The organism is Lentzea sp. NPDC037011, from assembly GCF_055607425.1.
This window is the reverse complement of the sequence record NZ_JBVJRT010000001.1, coordinates 931,140-947,101: the sequence shown is the minus strand read 5'-3', so window position 1 is coordinate 947,101 and position 15,962 is coordinate 931,140. Positions and strand designations below refer to the sequence as shown.

Genomic DNA, 15,962 nt, shown 5'->3' with positions numbered 1-15,962 from the left:
CCACTCGCGGCCAGTGACTTGGCGTTCGGTCCAGCACGCTAGCCCGACCGGGCTAGTCAGCCATCCGCGCACGGCCTTTTTCCGGCGGGGGTGGTACGGAGCCACGCCATGACGCGGATAGGCTCCCGTGGTCTCCCCTCCCCTTGGACGAAGGCACTCAGCCGTGACAGAGAACAACAACTCCACGATGTCCTTCGATCGGATGCGCAACATGCTCACGCGCGCCGCGGAGATCCGTGAGAGCGAGCAGCAGCAGATCTTCGACGCGTTGGACGAGATCCACGCCCGGATGTCGCCTCTGGAGTCGCTGGGTTCGGTCCGCAAGCGCCTGTCGGAGCTGCCGGACCGCACCGAGGTCAGCGTGCTCGCGGAACGTCTCGACGAGGCACTCGCCAAGCTGGAGGCCCAGGACAACGCCGTTCAGGACATCGGCCGCGCGGTCGACGGCCTGGTCGACAAGCTCGCCAAGCCCTTCGCCCAGCTCGACGGCCGCCTCGACGGCGTCGCCGGCCGCTTCGAGGGCGTCGCCGGTCGCATGGACGGCCTGGAGGACAAGCTCTCCAGCATCCACAAGCGCATCGACGACCTCGACGGCCACCTGGACAAGCAGGACGGCAAGGTCGAGGCGCTCCCCGCCGCTGTCACGACGCCGCTGCGCGAGCGCATCGAGGCCCTCGAAGCCGCGCTGCGCGGCCGCCTGGACGAGGTCGACGAGGGCGTGCACGAGCACCTCGACGGCACCCGCGAGGCCCTGCAGAAGATCCTCGCCGAGTCGTTCTCCGGCCTGCACGGCCGCGCCGACGAGCAGCACGACACCCTCGCCGCCGCCCGCGCCGAGCTGTCCGCCGCGATCACCGAGTCCCGCGACTCCCTCGCCGGCTCGCTCGCGGACCGCACCACCCAGATCTCGACCTCGCTGGCCGAGACCCGCGACTCGCTCGCCGGCTCCCTGTCGCAGGCCCGTTCCGAGCTCGCCGGCGCCGTGGTGGAGACCCGCGACTCGCTGGCCGGCTCGCTCGCCGAGACCCGCGCGGAGCTCACCTCCGCCGTCGCCGACACGCGCGACGTCGTCAACGGCAAGCTCGACGAGGCCCGCACCGCGCTGTACGCGGCGATCGAGCAGTCCCGCGACCAGGTCGACTCCGCGGACCGCCTGGAGGCGCTGGCCCGCCGCCTGGAGCTGGTCACCTCGCAGCTCGACACCATGACCAACCGCCTCGACAAGGTCGAGGACGGCTTCGCCGCGCGCATCGCCGAGCTCGGCGGCACCGTCGACGCGAGCCTCTCCAAGGTCGCGGAGACCGTCGGCGCCCGCCCGGACACCGACGCGCTGCAGTCCCTGGTCCGCCGGTCGAACCAGGAGTCGGAACTGCGCATCGGCGGCCAGCTCGACGAGGCCATGGCCACCTTCGCCGAGCTGATCCTCGGCGGCGGCTCGCCCACGCCTCCCCCGCCGCCCACCGCCCTGCCCCGCCCGCAGCGCCGCACCCGCAAGAACGGCGGCCCGAAGCCGGCCAACGGCGGCAAGGACGTGGACGACGACGACCTGGCGGCCGAGGGCGCCTGAGCGCCTGAGACCCCCACCAGGAACGGCCCCGGAGCAACGTCGCTCCGGGGCCGTTCCGCGTTTGCGGTGAACCGGTTGCCGTGCGACGCACGTGCCCACGGGGAGAGCGCTCACACACGCCGTGGTTATGCTCGCGCCGGCTGGGGGTGACCACAAGGGCAGCCGGTGGCGTCCGGAAGGGAAGTCCGTGCAGCAGCAACAGCGAGTCGTCGCCAACCGCTACACCCTGCTCGTCGAGCTCGGCAGAGGTGCGATGGGTGTCGTGTGGCGTGCCCAGGACCAGCTGCTGGGCCGGGCGGTCGCGCTCAAGGAACTGCACCCGCCGCAGGGCATCGCCGCCGAGGAACGCACCGTGCTGGAGGAGCGCATGCTCCGCGAGGCGCGGACCGCGGGCCGGCTGAACCACCCGGCGGTCGTCACCGTCTACGACGTCGTCCGCGAGGACGGCCGCACCTACCTCGCCATGGAGCTGGTCGACGCGCTCGACCTCGCGAGCATCGTGCAGCGGAACGGGCCGCGCGACTCCACCTGGATGGCCGGGGTCGCGTTGCAGGTGCTGGGGGCGCTGGAGGCCGCGCACCAGGCCGGGATCGTGCACCGGGACGTGAAGCCCAGCAACGTCATGGTGCGTCCGGACGGGACGGTGAAGCTCACCGACTTCGGCATCGCGCAGGCCGTGGACGACCCGCGGCTCACGCACAACGGCGGCATCGTCGGGTCGCCCGCGTACATGTCACCGGACCGGCTGAGCGGCTGGGAGGCCTCGCCCGCGTCGGACCTGTGGGCACTCGGCGTCACGATCGCCCACGCGGTCGAGGGCATCAGCCCGTTCGAGCGGACGTCCACGGCGTCCACGTTGCACGCCGTCATGAACGAGCCGCCGGTGCTGCGGCGCGCGTCACCCGCGCTGGCCCAGGTGATCCGCGGGCTGCTGACCGTCGACCCCGCGCGGCGCCTGACCGCACCCCAGGCACGTCAGATGCTGGTCGCGATCGTGCAGGGTACGGCGCCGGTGTCGTTGCCGCGCAACAAGAACAGGCTCGTCGTGGCCGGCGCGGTCGCGCTCGGTGCGCTGGTGCTCGCGGGGGCGGCGTTCGCCGGTTACCAGGCCTTCAAGCCCGACGGCACCACGGGCTCCGCACCCAGCGGGCAGAGCTCCACCGAGTGGGCGGAGGCCTCGCAGCTCCCGGTGGGCGCCCCGCTGCCGGCCCGCCGCATCGCCACGTTCGGCCGTGGTGGTGACGTGCCCGAGTGGAACCTGTCGGGGACGCAGTGCGGGAAGGACTTCCTCACGCAGGGCTCGCCGGTGCGCACGAACGTGCCGTGCGACGGACCGCACGGAATCCAGCTGTTCTCCGCGGCGACGCCGCTGTGGGACAAGCCCAAGGAGACGCCGTACCCCGGCACGAAGTGGCTGGCCGACTTCACGAAGGACTACTGCACCGAGCAGTTCAGGGTGGTCGAGCCGAAGATCCAGGAGCCGCTCGGCTTCACCGGCCTCGTGCCCACCCAGGAGGAGTGGGAGGCCTGGCAGGACGCCACCGCACCGGGCCGCCAGGAGGTCCTGTGCGTGCTCTGGAAACAGGACAGGTCCCCCCTGGCCGGCTCCCTCGTCAACTGACCTCCCCCTGCTGGCCCAGGCATCTGCAAGTACTCGGTACTTGCAGATGCCGTGGAAGCCAGGGGCGGGGTTGTCAGTCAGCCGCGGATGGTGTCGATCACCAGCGGTGACCGTTCCGGCGCGGAGTCTGTGACGCTGCAGGCACCTTCGAGGGCTTGCAGAGCACCGGTGATCGCGTCCGGGGTGTCGGTGTGCAGCTCCAGCAACGGCTGACCGGCCTCCACGACGTCACCCGGCTTGGCCAGGCACACGACGCCGGCACCGGCCTGCACCGGGTCCTCCTTGCGCGCGCGGCCGGCACCGAGCCGCCACGCCGCGACACCCACGCCGTAGGCGTCCAACGTGGACAGCACACCGGCGGCCGGTGCCGTCACGACGTGCTTGTGCGCGGCCACCGGCAGAGCGGCCTCCGGGTCGCCGCCCTGGGCGCTGATCATCCGCGCCCACACCTCGTAGGCCGCACCCGAGGCCAGCACGGCGGCCGGGTCGGCGGAGATCCCGGCCAGCGACAGCATCTCCGCGGCCAGCGCGACGGTCAGCTCGACCACGTCGGCCGGACCGCCACCGCGCAGCACGTCCACGGACTCGGCCACCTCGACCGCGTTGCCCACGGCCCGGCCCAGCGGCACCGACATGTCCGTCAGCAGCGCCGAGATCCGCACGCCGTGCTCGACGCCGATCGACACGAGCGCCGAGGCCAGCTCCCGCGCGGACGCGAGGTCCTTCATGAACGCACCGGAGCCGACCTTCACGTCGAGCACCAGCGACTCGGCGCCCTCCGCGATCTTCTTCGACATGATCGAGGACGCGATCAGCGGGATCGCCTCGACCGTCCCGGTGACGTCGCGCAACGCGTAGAGCTTGCGGTCGGCGGGAGCAAGTCCTTCCGTGGCAGCGCACACCACGGCACCGACCGACGACAGCTGGTCGAGGATCTCCGAAGTGGACAGTGCGGCCCGCCACCCGGGGATCGACTCCAGCTTGTCCAGCGTCCCGCCGGTGTGCCCGAGCCCGCGACCGGACAGCTGCGGCACCGCGGCACCGCAGGCGGCGACCAGCGGTGCCAGTGGCAGCGTGATCTTGTCGCCGACGCCACCGGTCGAGTGCTTGTCGACGGTGGGGCGGTCGACGTGCAACGACAACCGCTCGCCGGAGGCGATCATCGCCTGCGTCCAGCGCGCGGTCTCCGCGGGCGTCATGCCGTTCAGGAAGATCGCCATGGCCAGCGCGGACATCTGCTCGTCGGCGACCGCGCCGCGCGTGTAGGCGTCGATCACCCAGTCGATCTGCTCGGACGTCAGCGCCGCACCGTCGCGCTTGGCGCGGATGACGTCCACCGCCGAGAAGCTCATGGCAGGTCCTCCGGTCCGAACGCGTCCGGCAGCACCGACGACATCGGCAGGACCCCGGACGGCGTGTCCACCAGGCAGTCCCGGCCACCCAGCTCGTAGAGCACCTGGCGGCACCGGCCGCACGGCATCAGCAGCTCACCGGCACCGGACCGGCAGGCCACGGCGACGAACCGGCCGCCACCCGTGAGCTGCAGCTGACCGGCCATCGCGCACTCGGCGCACAGACCCACGCCGTACGAGGCGTTCTCGACGTTGCAGCCCGTCACGATCCGGCCGTCGTCGCACAGCGCCGCGGAACCGACCCGCAGCCCCGAGTACGGGCAGTAGGCGGACTGCGCCGCCTCCACCGCCCGTGCCCGCAGCACGTCCCAGTCGACCTCAGCCACGGCGGTACACCTCACCGTCGGCCGCCGGCATGCGGAGTCGTTGCGAGGCGACGGCGAGCACGGCCAGCGTCACCATGTGCGGCGCGTAGGCCACGAACTCGCTCGGGATCTCGTCGAGGCTGATGTAGAGCAGGTACATGAGCACGGCCACGACGATGGCCGCCGCCGCGGAGAACCACTTGCGGCGGATGAGCTGCCACACCACGATCACGCCGAGCAGCAGCACGACGCCGTAGACCAGCGCCAGCACCGTGTCGCCACCCGACCGCAGCTGCAGGCCGTCGGCGTAGCCGAACAGCGCCGCACCACCGAGCAGGCCACCGGGCCGCCAGTTGCCGAAGATCATCGCGGCGAGGCCGATGTAGCCGCGGCCGCCGGTCTGGCCCTCCAGGTAGGACAGCTGACCGGGGTTCAGCACGAGCGCCGCGCCACCCAGACCGGCGAGACCACCGGAGACGATCACGGCGACGTACTTGTGGAAGTACACCTTCACGCCCAGCGAGTCCGCCGCGTGCGGGTTCTCGCCGACCGAGCGCAGGCGCAGGCCGAAGCGGGTGTGCCAGAGCAGGTAGTACGACAGCGGCAGCAGCAGGATCGCCAGCATCGTCAGCGGTGAGACGCCGGTGACGAGGCCGCGCAGGATGCCCGCGACGTCCGAGATGAACAGGCGCTGACCGGCCTCCAGCTCGCCGAGCCAGTCGTCGAGGCCCGCCGCGGAGAACGTGTCGAACGGCTGCACCGGCGGCGACTGCCGCGGGTTGTTCGACAGCGGGAAGAACACCAGTGTCGACAGGTACTTCGTCAGACCGGCGCCGAGCAGGTTGATCGCCACACCGGAAACGATGTGGTTGACGCCGAACGTGACGGTGGCGATCGCGTGCAGCAGGCCACCCAGTGCGCCGAACACGACGGCCGCGAGCACCGCAACCCACGGGCCCCACTGGTAGCCGGCCCACGCCGCGCCCCAGGTGCCCATGATCATCATGCCTTCGAGGCCGATGTTGACCACGCCGGCGCGTTCCGCCCACAGGCCGCCGAGGCCGGCGAGCAGGATCGGCAGGCCCAGGCGGACCGCCGTCTGGGTCGTGCCGGACGAGGTGAGCTGCGGGAAACCGGTCTGCATCGACGTGATCGACAGCAGCGCGATCGCACCGGCGACGCCGAGCATGCCGACGGCCCACCCGGGAACCCTGCGCTTGCGGGGCGCTGCCGGGATGTGCGGCTTCTCCTCCAACGTCGAGATCACGCGGCACCTCCAACGGTTCCGAGCTCACGGCCGACGCGGCGCTGTTCGGCGGCGAGCTCGAAGCGGCGCACCACCTCGTAGGCGACGACGACCGACAGGACGATCGAGCCCTGCATGATGGTGACGATCTCCCTGGGCACGCCGACGTTGTCGAGCGCGAGGCCCGACTTGTCGAGGAACGCCCAGAGCAGCGCGCCGAACGCGATGCCACCGGGGTGGTTGCGGCCGAGCAGCGCGATCGCGATGCCCGAGAAGCCGATGCCGGCGGTGAAGTTCAGGCTGAACGTGTGGTCGCGGCCGAGCAGCTCGGGCAGCGAGATCAGGCCCGCGATGGCGCCCGAGAGCAGCATCGACACCAGGACCATCTTCTTGGCGTTGACGCCACCGGCGGACGCGGCGGTCGAGGACTCGCCGGACGCGCGCAGCTCGAAGCCGAACCGGGTCTTGTTCATCATCACCCAGTAGCCGACGCCCAGCGCGATGGCCACGAAGATGAAGCCGAACATCGTGCCGCTGCCGCCGAACGAGATGCCGGGCATCCAGCCGGACTCCGGGATCTCGGCGGTGCGGATGTTGTTGCCGCGCAGCTCACCGAAGACGTCGCGGCGGATCAGGTAGGCGGACAGGCCGATCGCCAGCCCGTTCATCATGATCGTCGAGATGACCTCGTTGACGCCGCGCGTCACCTTGAGGATCGCGGGGATCGCGGCCCAGGCGGCACCGGCGAGCGCGGCGACGATGATGATCACCAGCGTGTGGATGCCGGGCGGCAGCACGATCGAGCCGCCGACGACCGCCGCGATGACGGCGGCGACGCGGTACTGGCCCTCGACACCGATGTTGAACAGGTTCATCTGGAACCCGATCGCCACCGCGAGCGCCGCGATGTAGTAGATGCCCGTCGAGTTGATGATGTCGACGAACGTCGTGCCCTTGCCGACCTGCGTCACCATCACGCCGAACGCCTTGAGCGGGTTGGCACCGGAGATGACGAGCGCCACGCCGCACAACAGCATCGAGAAGACGATCGCCAACGCGGGCGGCAGGAGTTTGCCGCGCAGGTGTCCCATCAGTGCTCGCCTTCCTCTACCGCGGCGGTCTCGTGCACCGCGGCACTCGTGCTGCCCGCACCCGTCATCGCGCTGCCGAGGTCCTCGGGCGTGACGGTGTTCGGGTCCGCGTCGGCCACCAGGCGGCCGCGCAGCATGACCTTGATCGTGTCCGACAGGCCGATCAGCTCGTCCAGGTCGGCGGAGATCAGCAGGACGGCGAGACCGGCGGCGCGGGCGCGCTTGATCTCGTCCCAGATCAACGCCTGCGCGCCGACGTCCACACCGCGGGTGGGGTGCGAGGCGATCAGCAGCACCGGGTCGCCGGACAGCTCGCGGCCGACGACCAGCTTCTGCTGGTTGCCACCGGAGAGCGCCGCCGCGGGGACGTCGATGCCGGGCGTGCGGACGTCGAAGTCCGCGACGATCCGCTCGGTGTCGTTCTTGGCGCCGTCGATGTCGAGCCACATGCCCCTGGAGGTGGGCTTGCGGGTCTGGTAGCCGAGGATGCGGTTGTACCAGAGGGGTTGCGTGAGCAGCAGGCCGTGGCGGTGGCGGTCCTCCGGCACGTAGCCGATGCCCGCCTCGCGCCGGGCGAGCGTCCCGAGCTTGGTGATGTCCTTGCCCTGCAACGTGATCGTGCCGCCACCGGCCTTGCGCATGCCCATGACGGCCTCGACGAGCTCGGTCTGGCCGTTGCCCTCGACGCCCGCGATGCCGACGACCTCGCCGGACCGCACGACCATGTCGACGTCGTCGAGGATCGGCCGCGCGCCGTCCGGGGTCATCAGCCGCAGGCCCTCGACCGCCAGCACGACCCGGTCGGTGACGGTGGACTCGCGGGTCTCCGGGCTGGGCAGCTCGCTGCCGACCATCATCTCCGCGAGCTGGCGCGACGACACCGTCTTCGGGTCCGCGCTGCCCACCGTCGTGCCGCGGCGGATCACCGTGACGGAGTCCGCGATCGCGCGGACCTCGTCGAGCTTGTGCGAGATGAACAGGAACGTGTAGCCCTGCTCCTGCATGCCGCGGACGGTGTCGAAGAGCTCGTTGACCTCCTGCGGCACGAGCACGGCGGTCGGCTCGTCCAGGATGATCACCCTGGCGCCGCGGTAGAGCACCTTGAGGATCTCGACGCGCTGCCGGTCGGCGACACCGAGCTGCTCGACGAGCACGCCGGGGTCGACGTTGAGACCGGTCTTGCCGGAGAGCTCGATGATGCGCGCGCGGGCCTTCTTGCCGATGCCGTGCAGCGCCTCGGCGCCCAGGACGACGTTCTCCTGCACCGTGAGGTTGTCGGCAAGCATGAAGTGCTGGTGCACCATGCCGATGCCGGCCTTGATGGCGTCGGACGGGGTGCGGAACCGCACCTGCTCGCCGTTCACCTCGATGGTGCCCTCGTCCGGCGGCTGCATGCCGTAGAGGATCTTCATCAGGGTCGACTTGCCCGCGCCGTTCTCACCGCAGAGCGCGTGCACCTCGCCGCGGCGGACGGTCAGGTGGACGTCGCTGTTGGCGACCACACCGGGGAATCGCTTGGTGATGCCCGTGAGCACCACCGCGGGGTGTTCGTCCGTGCCGACGGACGTGGAACTGCTCATCGTCGAGTGCTCCTCCTACCACGCACCGGGCCCTGTGAGGGCGAAACCTCACAGGGCCCGGCGGTGTTCGTGGCTTCCGGACTACGGCTTGTCCTTGACCGTGATCTTGCCCTCGATGATCTGGGCCTTGTAGCCCTCGAGGATGCCCTGCAGCTTCGCGTCGATCTTGCCACCCGTCGTGGCGTAACCGACGCCGTCGACCTTCAGGTCGAAGACCTTCGGCAGCGACGCGAGGTCGTTCTTCGCGACGGCGGCGATGTAGTCGTAGACCGCGACGTCGACGCGCTTGAGCATGGACGACACGATGACGTCCTTGGTGTCGGCGACGGTCGCCTGGTTGTACTGGTCGGAGTCGACGCCGATGGCCAGCACGCCCGCCTGCTTGGCGGCGGAGAAGATGCCCTTGCCGGACGCGCCGGCGGCCTGGTAGATGACGTCCGCACCCTTGTCGATCTGGCCCTTCGCGGCTTCCTGGCCCTTCGGGGCGTCCTGGAAGCCGGTGAAGTCACCCGCGGGCGTGATGTACTTCTTCTCGACCTTGATCTTCGGGGCGGCGGTCTGCGCACCCTGGAAGTAGCCGGCCTCGAACTTCTGGATCAGCGGGATCTCGACGCCGCCGACGAAGCCCACGTGGCACTTCTTGCTCTGGTACGCGGCGATGACACCGGCGAGGAAGGAACCCTCCTGCTCGGCGAACAGCAGCGGCGTCACGTTGGCCGCACCGTCGACGGAGCCGTCGACCAGCGAGAACTTGACGTTCGGGAACTCCGCGGCGACGAGCTTCATCGACTCGGCGTAGGCGAAGCCGACACCGATGATCGGGCTGAAGCCCTCGGCGGCCAGCTGGCGCAGCCGGGTCTGCTTGGCGGACTCGTCCTCGTTCGGGGCGGCGGACAGCTCGCGCGTGTTCTCCTTCTTCACGCCCATGTCCGAAATGGCCTTGTCCAGACCGGCGGCGGCGGAGTCGTTGAACGACGCGTCGCCACGGCCACCGATGTCGTAGGCCAGACCGATCTTCAGCGCGCTCGCATCCACCTTGGCGCCGTTGGCGGCGCTGGTGTTCGAGGTGGTGGGCGCGGGCGGAGCCGCGGCGAACTCGCAGGCGGCACCAGTACCAGCGCTCGAGTTGTTGCTTCCGCCACCCGAGTCCTTCGCGCAGGCGGCCATAGTCATCACGCTGGTCAACGCGATCGCGGCGACCGCGACACCACGCATACGACGACGCACGGCTCGTCTCCTCCCTGAGGTTCCTCCCCAACGACGTTGTTGGGTCCTAGACGCGGCACCGTACCTCTTAGTAACCAACCCCGTTGCCGCCAGCACCTACAAAGACCCCTATCGGTTACGCATTCGACGCTTTGACCGCACGAGTGGTGATCAGCCGTGTTCGCCGCGTGGCGGAAAAGTCCGCTTCGGCCGCTTCCGGGCCTTGGTCGTCGTCCCAACGGCCCAGTGGTGCGGCCCGAAGAGAGTCCGGCAACTGTGAAACTTCTGCTACGGCTTCACACCGCCCAGCTGGCGTACTCGCCGGTAGCTGTGGCGTGGACCGCATTTCCGTATCGATAAAGACCGCTTGGCCGATCGACAGCGTGTCTCGTCAGTCACAGAGCGGGTACGCCTGCTGGGTCCGTCCCAACGTGCAGGACTACGATTTTCCGGTCATGGTCGGGATGAACCGTTTCGCCGACCACCACCACTGACGTTGGAGGCCGCGGCGCATGACCAGCGCAGGCGCACCCGAGCGGTCGGGCACCACCCGAGGGGGTGGGACGCTCTACCGCGGTGATCTGGGCATGTGGTCCTGGGTCGCCCACCGGATCACCGGTGTCCTCACGTTCTTCTTCCTCTTCACCCACGTGCTCGACACCGCGCTCGTGCGGGTGTCACCGAACGCGTACGACGCGGTGATCGAAACCTACAAGAACCCGGTCGTGAACCTCTTCGAGGTCGGCCTGGTCGGCGCGGTGCTCTACCACGCGCTCAACGGCATCCGGGTCATGCTGGTGGACTTCTGGGAGAAGGGCGCCAAGTACCAGCGGGTCATGCTCTGGGTCGTGCTGGCCGTCTGGGTCGTCGTGATGATCCCCGGCTTCTACTTCATGATGGAGCGCACGATCTCCGACCTGGTTGGGGGTCACTGACATGTCTCTCGCACTCGACAAGCCCCGCTCGCCGCGCCGCCCCGCGGCCCGCCGCGGCAACGGCGAGCTCCGCAGCTGGCTGTTCATGCGGCTGTCCGGCCTGCTGCTCGTGGTCCTGGTCCTGGGCCACCTGTTCATCATGAACATCCTCGACGGCGGCGTCCACAAGATCAACTTCGCCTTCGTCGCCGGCCGCTGGTCGTCCCCGTTCTGGCAGTTCTGGGACCTCTCCATGCTGTGGCTCGCTCAGCTCCACGGCGGCAACGGCCTGCGCACGGTCATCAACGACTACGCGCGCAAGGACTCCACCCGGTTCTGGTTGAAGATGCTGCTCTACGTGTCGATGGTGCTGATCATCTCGCTCGGCACGTTCGTGATCTTCACCTTCGACCCGAACATCTCGAACTGACCCGCGCGGGGAGCCCACCACAATGCAGTTCCACAAGTACGACGTAGTCATCATCGGCGCTGGTGGTGCCGGTATGCGCGCGGCGATCGAGTCCGGCCAGCGCGCCCGCACCGCGGTGCTGACGAAGCTCTACCCCACCCGGTCCCACACCGGCGCGGCCCAGGGCGGCATGTGCGCCGCCCTCGCCAACGTCGAGGAGGACAACTGGGAGTGGCACACCTTCGACACGATCAAGGGCGGCGACTACCTGGTCGACCAGGACGCCGCCGAGATCATGGCGAAGGAGGCGATCGACGCCGTTCTCGACCTCGAGAAGATGGGCCTGCCGTTCAACCGCACGCCCGAGGGCAAGATCGACCAGCGCCGGTTCGGCGGTCACACGCGCAACCACGGTGAAGCCGCCGTGCGCCGCGCCTGCTACGCCGCGGACCGCACCGGTCACATGATCCTGCAGACGCTGTACCAGAACTGCGTCAAGCACGGCATCGAGTTCTTCAACGAGTTCTACGTGCTCGACATCTGCCTCACCGAGACGGAGAACGGCCCGGTCTGCACCGGTGCCGTCGCGTACGAGCTGGCGACCGGCGAGATCCACGTCTTCCAGGCCAAGTCCGTCGTGTTCGCGACCGGTGGCTTCGGCAAGGTCTTCAAGACCACGTCGAACGCCCACACGCTGACCGGTGACGGCATGGGCATCGTCTTCCGCAAGGGCCTGCCCCTGGAGGACATGGAGTTCTACCAGTTCCACCCGACCGGCCTGGCCGGTCTCGGCATCCTGCTGACCGAGGGTGCCCGCGGCGAGGGCGCGATCCTGCGCAACGCCTCTGGTGAGCGGTTCATGGAGCGCTACGCCCCGACCATCAAGGACCTGGCGCCGCGCGACATCGTGGCCCGCTCGATGGCCCTCGAGGTGCTCGAAGGCCGTGGCGCCGGCCCGAACAAGGACTACGTGCTGCTGGACTGCACGCACCTCGGTGCCGAGGTCCTGGAGACGAAGCTGCCGGACATCACCGAGTTCGCCCGCACCTACCTCGCGGTCGACCCGGTCGTCGAGCCCGTCCCGGTCTACCCGACCGCGCACTACGCGATGGGCGGCATCCCGACGAACATCCACGGCGAGGTGCTGCGGGACAACGACAACGTCGTCCCCGGCCTCTACGCCGCCGGCGAGTGCGCCTGCGTCTCCGTGCACGGCGCGAACCGCCTCGGCACGAACTCGCTGCTGGACATCAACGTCTTCGGCCGCCGCGCCGGCATCGCCGCAGCCGAGTACGCGCTCTCCCGCGAGTCGCACGTCGAGCTGCCGGAGAACCCGGCCGCCGCCGTCGAGGCCCAGGTCGCGCTGGCGCTGTCGGAGCACGGCCAGGAGCGGGTGGCGGACATCCGCACCGAGCTGCAGGCCACGATGGACGCCAACGCGTCCGTCTACCGCACCGAGGACACGCTGAAGACGGCGCTGCACGACGTCCAGGCCCTGAAGGAGCGCTACGCGCACATCCAGGTGCAGGACAAGGGCAAGCGCTTCAACACCGACCTGCTGGAGGCCGTCGAGCTCGGCTTCCTGCTGGAGCTGGCCGAGGTGCTCGTGGTGGGCGCGCTCGCGCGCAAGGAGTCCCGCGGCGGTCACGCGCGCGAGGACTACCCGAACCGCGACGACACGAACTTCATGCGCCACAGCATGTTCTACAAGCAGGGCGAGGGCCTGGCCGCGGACATCCGGCTGGACTACAAGCCCGTGACCTTTACCCGGTACAAGCCGATGGAGCGCAAGTACTGATGACCGCCACCGCTGAAACCACTGCTGGCTCGCGCGGCTCCCAGCCGCCGGTTCCGGACGGCGCTGTCACGGTCACCGTCAAGATCCGGCGCTTCAACCCGGAGGTCGACGACGAGCCCCGCTGGGACTCGTTCGAGATCCCCGCGCTGCCGTCGGACCGCGTGCTGAACCTGCTGCACCACATCAAGTGGTACGTGGACGGCACGCTGACGTTCCGCCGCTCCTGCGCCCACGGCATCTGCGGTTCGGACGCCATGCGCATCAACGGCGTGAACCGCCTGGCGTGCAAGGTCCTGCTGAAGGACCTGCTGCTCAAGGACAAGCAGACCACCATCACCATCGAGCCCATCAAGGGCCTGCCGGTGAACAAGGACCTGCTCGTCGACATGGAGCCGTTCTTCGAGGCCTTCCGCGCCGTCAAGCCGTACCTCGTGACCTACGGCAACGAGCCGACGCGGGAGCGGATCCAGTCGGTCGCCGACCGCGAGCGCTTCGACGACACCACCAAGTGCATCCTGTGCGCCTGCTGCACGACCTCGTGCCCGGTGTACTGGACGGAGGGCTCGTACTTCGGTCCCGCCGCGATCGTCAACGCGCACCGCTTCATCTTCGACTCGCGGGACGAGGGCGCCGAGGAGCGGCTCGACATCCTCAACGACGTCGACGGCGTGTGGCGCTGCCGCACCACGTTCAACTGCACGGACGCCTGCCCGCGTGGCATCCAGGTCACCAAGGCGATCCAGGAAGTGAAGCGCGCGCTGCTGTTCAAGCGCACCTGATCTCCCGTTCGACGACGGCGCCGCGTTCCCCTCGGGGACGCGGCGCCGTGTCGTTGCACCCGGTGTGCCGACGACGAGGGCCCCGGCGCGGTGTGCGCCGGGGCCCTCGTGGGAGAAGGCTCTCAGAAGCCCTGTGCGGCCTGGGCGGCCTGGCGGCGTGCCCGTGCCGCCTTGGCCCTCTTGTTGCGGAGGTAGAGGAACACGGCGGCCAGCAGGCCCACGCCGGCGGCGGCCGTGATGGGGAGGCCGACGGTGCCGAACATGGTCGGGGCCGGGCGGCCGTTGGCGCTGTCACCCGGTGCCGCCACGGCGTCCGCGTCGGCGTTCTGGGTGGAGGTCACCCTCGGCTTGGGCTGCGGGGCGCCGTCCACGAGCTTGCCGACACCGCCGGGGCCCATCGCGAAGCCGTAGTCGAGCAGCTTCGAGGCCTGGGTGGTGATCGGGGTCGGCGTCTGCTGGCCGCGCAGCAGCACGACGACGAGGCGGCGGCCGTTGCGTTCCGCGGCACCCACGTAGGTGTGCTGGGAGTCGTCGGTGAAGCCGGTCTTGCCGCCGATCGCGCCCTCGTAGTTCGAGAGGAGGCGGTTGTCGTTGGTCAGCATGATCGTGCCCCCGTTGCGGCCGGGGAACTGCGACTGCTTCAGCTTGATGGCGCTGGCGAACTCGTCGTACTTCATGGCGCCGCGGAAGATCAGGGCGACGTCGTAGGCCGACGTGCTGGTGCCGGGGCCGTCCAGACCGGACGGCGTGACCGCGCGGGTGTCCAGGGCGCCGAGCTCGCGGGCCATGGCGTTCATCTTGCCCAGCGCCCTCGGCACGCCGCCGAGCTGGCGGGCGAGGGTGTGCGCGACGTCGTTGCCGGAGGTGAGCAGCAGGCCGTGCAGCAGCTGGCGGACGGTGTACTGGCCGCCGTCGCGCAGGCCGACGCAGGTGCACTCCTGCTGCGTGTCCTCCGCGGAGGCGGTCACCACCATGTCGCCGCGCAGCTCCTTGGCCACGACGAGCGCGAGCAGGACCTTCATGACGCTCGCGGGGCGCTGGCGGCCGTGCGGGTCGTACGCGGCGATGACGGCGCCGCTGTCCATGTCGGCCAGCAGCCAGGAGGCCGCGGTGTTGCCGCTCGGGGGCTGCGCCGAGTTCGGCGGGAGGATCAGGCCGCACTCGCCGAGCCGGTCACCACCGATCGGCTTCTCGGGCACCTCGAGCGGTGCGGGGGCCTTCTGACCGGGCGCCGGCTGCTCGGAGGTGTCCACGGGCGGGGGCGGGGTCTCGCGGTTGGCGCACTGGGCGGCGAGGTTCTGCTGTGCCGTGCCGGTCGGTGCGGCGAACGCGGCTGTGGCCAGGGCGAGGACCAGGGCGACGATGAGCCGATGGGTGAAGGGCACGCCCCCAGGCTATCCACCCCCGTTCAACGTCTTGCACGCACCACGTCCGATACTGGTCGCCGTGAAGCTCTCGCGCCCGATGTCACTCTTCCTGGTGGCTTTCGGAGTGTGGTCGTGGGTGATCTGGCCCACGTTCCTGAAGAACATCTGGAACGACCCGCGTTCGTTCAGCGACGGACCGACCCCGTTCTTCACGGTGCACCTCGTGCTCGTGATCGCCTCGCTCGTCTTCGGCACCGTCATCGGCGTGCTGGGCGTGCGGGGTTTCCTCGCCACCCGACGTCGATAGGGAAACGCTGTGGAGTTCGTACGCCTGGTGCTGGTCTTCCTGCACCTGCTGGGCATGGGCATGCTCGTCGCGATGATCATGTTGCAGGCGAGGGCCGGCAAGGACGCCCCGGTGAACAAGGGCTGGCTGCACGGCGCCGCCCTGCAGCTGCTCACCGGCCTGGCGCTGGTCGGCATCGACCCGCTCGTCGACTCGGTGAAGTACGACCACGTCAAGATCGGTGTGAAGCTGGCCGTCGTCGTCGCCATCGCGGTGGTCGTCGCGATCACCGTGAACAAGCCCAAGGCCCCGTCCTGGCTGCTGCCGACCGCCGCCTCGCTGGTCGTGCTGAACGTGGGCATCGCGGTCTTCTGGACCTGA

Annotated in this window: 15 protein-coding genes; 8 read left to right on the top strand and 7 right to left on the bottom strand. The window is 69.6% G+C overall.

Annotated features, from left to right (window positions below; translation table 11 throughout):
* Nucleotides 1–163 precede the first annotated feature (163 nt).
* Both ACZ7CH_RS04800 and ACZ7CH_RS04795 read left to right on the top strand, forming a co-directional pair.
* A complete protein-coding gene (locus ACZ7CH_RS04800; RefSeq protein WP_470373161.1) occupies nt 164–1,567 on the top strand; it encodes a hypothetical protein in 1,404 nt (467 codons plus the stop codon).
* A 187-nt stretch (nt 1,568–1,754) separates the two neighbouring features.
* Nucleotides 1,755–3,188, top strand: a complete 1,434-nt coding sequence (locus tag ACZ7CH_RS04795) for a serine/threonine-protein kinase (protein WP_470370090.1) — start codon at nt 1,755–1,757, stop codon at nt 3,186–3,188.
* A 77-nt stretch (nt 3,189–3,265) separates the two neighbouring features.
* On the opposite strand, the gene ACZ7CH_RS04790 is transcribed toward ACZ7CH_RS04795, so the two are convergent.
* From ACZ7CH_RS04790 to ACZ7CH_RS04765, 6 genes are all read right to left on the bottom strand, one after another.
* Nucleotides 3,266–4,540 (bottom strand): thymidine phosphorylase, encoded by a 1,275-nt coding sequence (locus ACZ7CH_RS04790; RefSeq protein ID WP_470373160.1) that lies wholly within the window; start codon nt 4,538–4,540, stop codon nt 3,266–3,268.
* Nucleotides 4,537–4,926: a cytidine deaminase gene (locus ACZ7CH_RS04785; protein WP_360395982.1), complete on the bottom strand. Its 390-nt coding sequence runs from the start codon at nt 4,924–4,926 to the stop codon at nt 4,537–4,539. The genes ACZ7CH_RS04790 and ACZ7CH_RS04785 overlap by 4 nt, the downstream gene beginning before the upstream one ends.
* On the bottom strand, nt 4,919–6,172 hold the full coding sequence (locus ACZ7CH_RS04780; RefSeq protein ID WP_360395981.1) for an ABC transporter permease: 1,254 nt from the start codon (nt 6,170–6,172) through the stop codon (nt 4,919–4,921). Before ACZ7CH_RS04780 ends, ACZ7CH_RS04785 begins: the two co-directional genes overlap by 8 nt.
* Entirely contained in the window at nt 6,169–7,242 is a 1,074-nt protein-coding gene (locus ACZ7CH_RS04775) for an ABC transporter permease (RefSeq protein ID WP_360395979.1), read from the bottom strand. Before ACZ7CH_RS04775 ends, ACZ7CH_RS04780 begins: the two co-directional genes overlap by 4 nt.
* Nucleotides 7,242–8,822 (bottom strand): ABC transporter ATP-binding protein, encoded by a 1,581-nt coding sequence (locus ACZ7CH_RS04770; protein ID WP_360395978.1) that lies wholly within the window; start codon nt 8,820–8,822, stop codon nt 7,242–7,244. Before ACZ7CH_RS04770 ends, ACZ7CH_RS04775 begins: the two co-directional genes overlap by 1 nt.
* 81 nt (nt 8,823–8,903) lie before the next feature.
* Nucleotides 8,904–10,037 (bottom strand): BMP family lipoprotein, encoded by a 1,134-nt coding sequence (locus ACZ7CH_RS04765; RefSeq protein WP_360396071.1) that lies wholly within the window; start codon nt 10,035–10,037, stop codon nt 8,904–8,906.
* A 503-nt stretch (nt 10,038–10,540) separates the two neighbouring features.
* On the opposite strand from ACZ7CH_RS04765, the gene sdhC reads away from it, so the two are divergent.
* Genes sdhC through ACZ7CH_RS04745 form a run of 4 tightly spaced genes read left to right on the top strand, consistent with a single transcriptional unit; the run spans nt 10,541 to nt 13,928 of the window.
* Nucleotides 10,541–10,963, top strand: coding sequence for a succinate dehydrogenase, cytochrome b556 subunit (gene sdhC, locus ACZ7CH_RS04760; RefSeq protein ID WP_053737536.1), 423 nt, complete (start codon nt 10,541–10,543; stop codon nt 10,961–10,963).
* 1 nt (nt 10,964) lies between these two features.
* Complete coding sequence (locus ACZ7CH_RS04755) at nt 10,965–11,372, top strand: succinate dehydrogenase hydrophobic membrane anchor subunit (protein ID WP_360395977.1); 408 nt, start codon at nt 10,965–10,967, stop codon at nt 11,370–11,372.
* Nucleotides 11,373–11,394: 22 nt separating this feature from the next.
* Nucleotides 11,395–13,149, top strand: coding sequence for a succinate dehydrogenase flavoprotein subunit (gene sdhA, locus ACZ7CH_RS04750; RefSeq protein ID WP_360395975.1), 1,755 nt, complete (start codon nt 11,395–11,397; stop codon nt 13,147–13,149).
* Nucleotides 13,149–13,928, top strand: coding sequence for a succinate dehydrogenase iron-sulfur subunit (locus tag ACZ7CH_RS04745; RefSeq protein WP_360395973.1), 780 nt, complete (start codon nt 13,149–13,151; stop codon nt 13,926–13,928). The genes sdhA and ACZ7CH_RS04745 overlap by 1 nt, the downstream gene beginning before the upstream one ends.
* Nucleotides 13,929–14,050: 122 nt before the next feature.
* Here ACZ7CH_RS04745 and ACZ7CH_RS04740 read toward each other — a convergent pair whose 3' ends face one another.
* Nucleotides 14,051–15,313, bottom strand: a complete 1,263-nt coding sequence (locus ACZ7CH_RS04740; RefSeq protein ID WP_360395971.1) for a D-alanyl-D-alanine carboxypeptidase family protein — start codon at nt 15,311–15,313, stop codon at nt 14,051–14,053.
* Nucleotides 15,314–15,374: 61 nt separating this feature from the next.
* Here ACZ7CH_RS04740 and ACZ7CH_RS04735 point away from each other — a divergent pair, with 61 nt between their 5' ends.
* On the top strand, nt 15,375–15,602 hold the full coding sequence (locus ACZ7CH_RS04735; RefSeq protein WP_053737542.1) for an SCO4848 family membrane protein: 228 nt from the start codon (nt 15,375–15,377) through the stop codon (nt 15,600–15,602).
* 9 nt (nt 15,603–15,611) lie between these two features.
* Nucleotides 15,612–15,962 (top strand): hypothetical protein, encoded by a 351-nt coding sequence (locus tag ACZ7CH_RS04730; RefSeq protein WP_360395969.1) that lies wholly within the window; start codon nt 15,612–15,614, stop codon nt 15,960–15,962.

Bases quoted from the DNA above. Each gene is read 5' to 3' on its own strand.
- sdhC (WP_053737536.1), top strand. From the start codon at position 10,541: ATGACCAGCGCAGGCGCACCCGAGCGGTCGGGCACCACCCGAGGGGGT.
- ACZ7CH_RS04775 (WP_360395979.1), bottom strand. From the start codon at position 7,242: ATGGGACACCTGCGCGGCAAACTCCTGCCGCCCGCGTTGGCGATCGTC.
- ACZ7CH_RS04765 (WP_360396071.1), bottom strand. From the start codon at position 10,037: ATGCGTGGTGTCGCGGTCGCCGCGATCGCGTTGACCAGCGTGATGACT.
- ACZ7CH_RS04790 (WP_470373160.1), bottom strand. From the start codon at position 4,540: ATGAGCTTCTCGGCGGTGGACGTCATCCGCGCCAAGCGCGACGGTGCG.
- ACZ7CH_RS04745 (WP_360395973.1), top strand. From the start codon at position 13,149: ATGACCGCCACCGCTGAAACCACTGCTGGCTCGCGCGGCTCCCAGCCG.
- ACZ7CH_RS04755 (WP_360395977.1), top strand. From the start codon at position 10,965: ATGTCTCTCGCACTCGACAAGCCCCGCTCGCCGCGCCGCCCCGCGGCC.
- sdhA (WP_360395975.1), top strand. From the start codon at position 11,395: ATGCAGTTCCACAAGTACGACGTAGTCATCATCGGCGCTGGTGGTGCC.
- ACZ7CH_RS04770 (WP_360395978.1), bottom strand. From the start codon at position 8,822: ATGAGCAGTTCCACGTCCGTCGGCACGGACGAACACCCCGCGGTGGTG.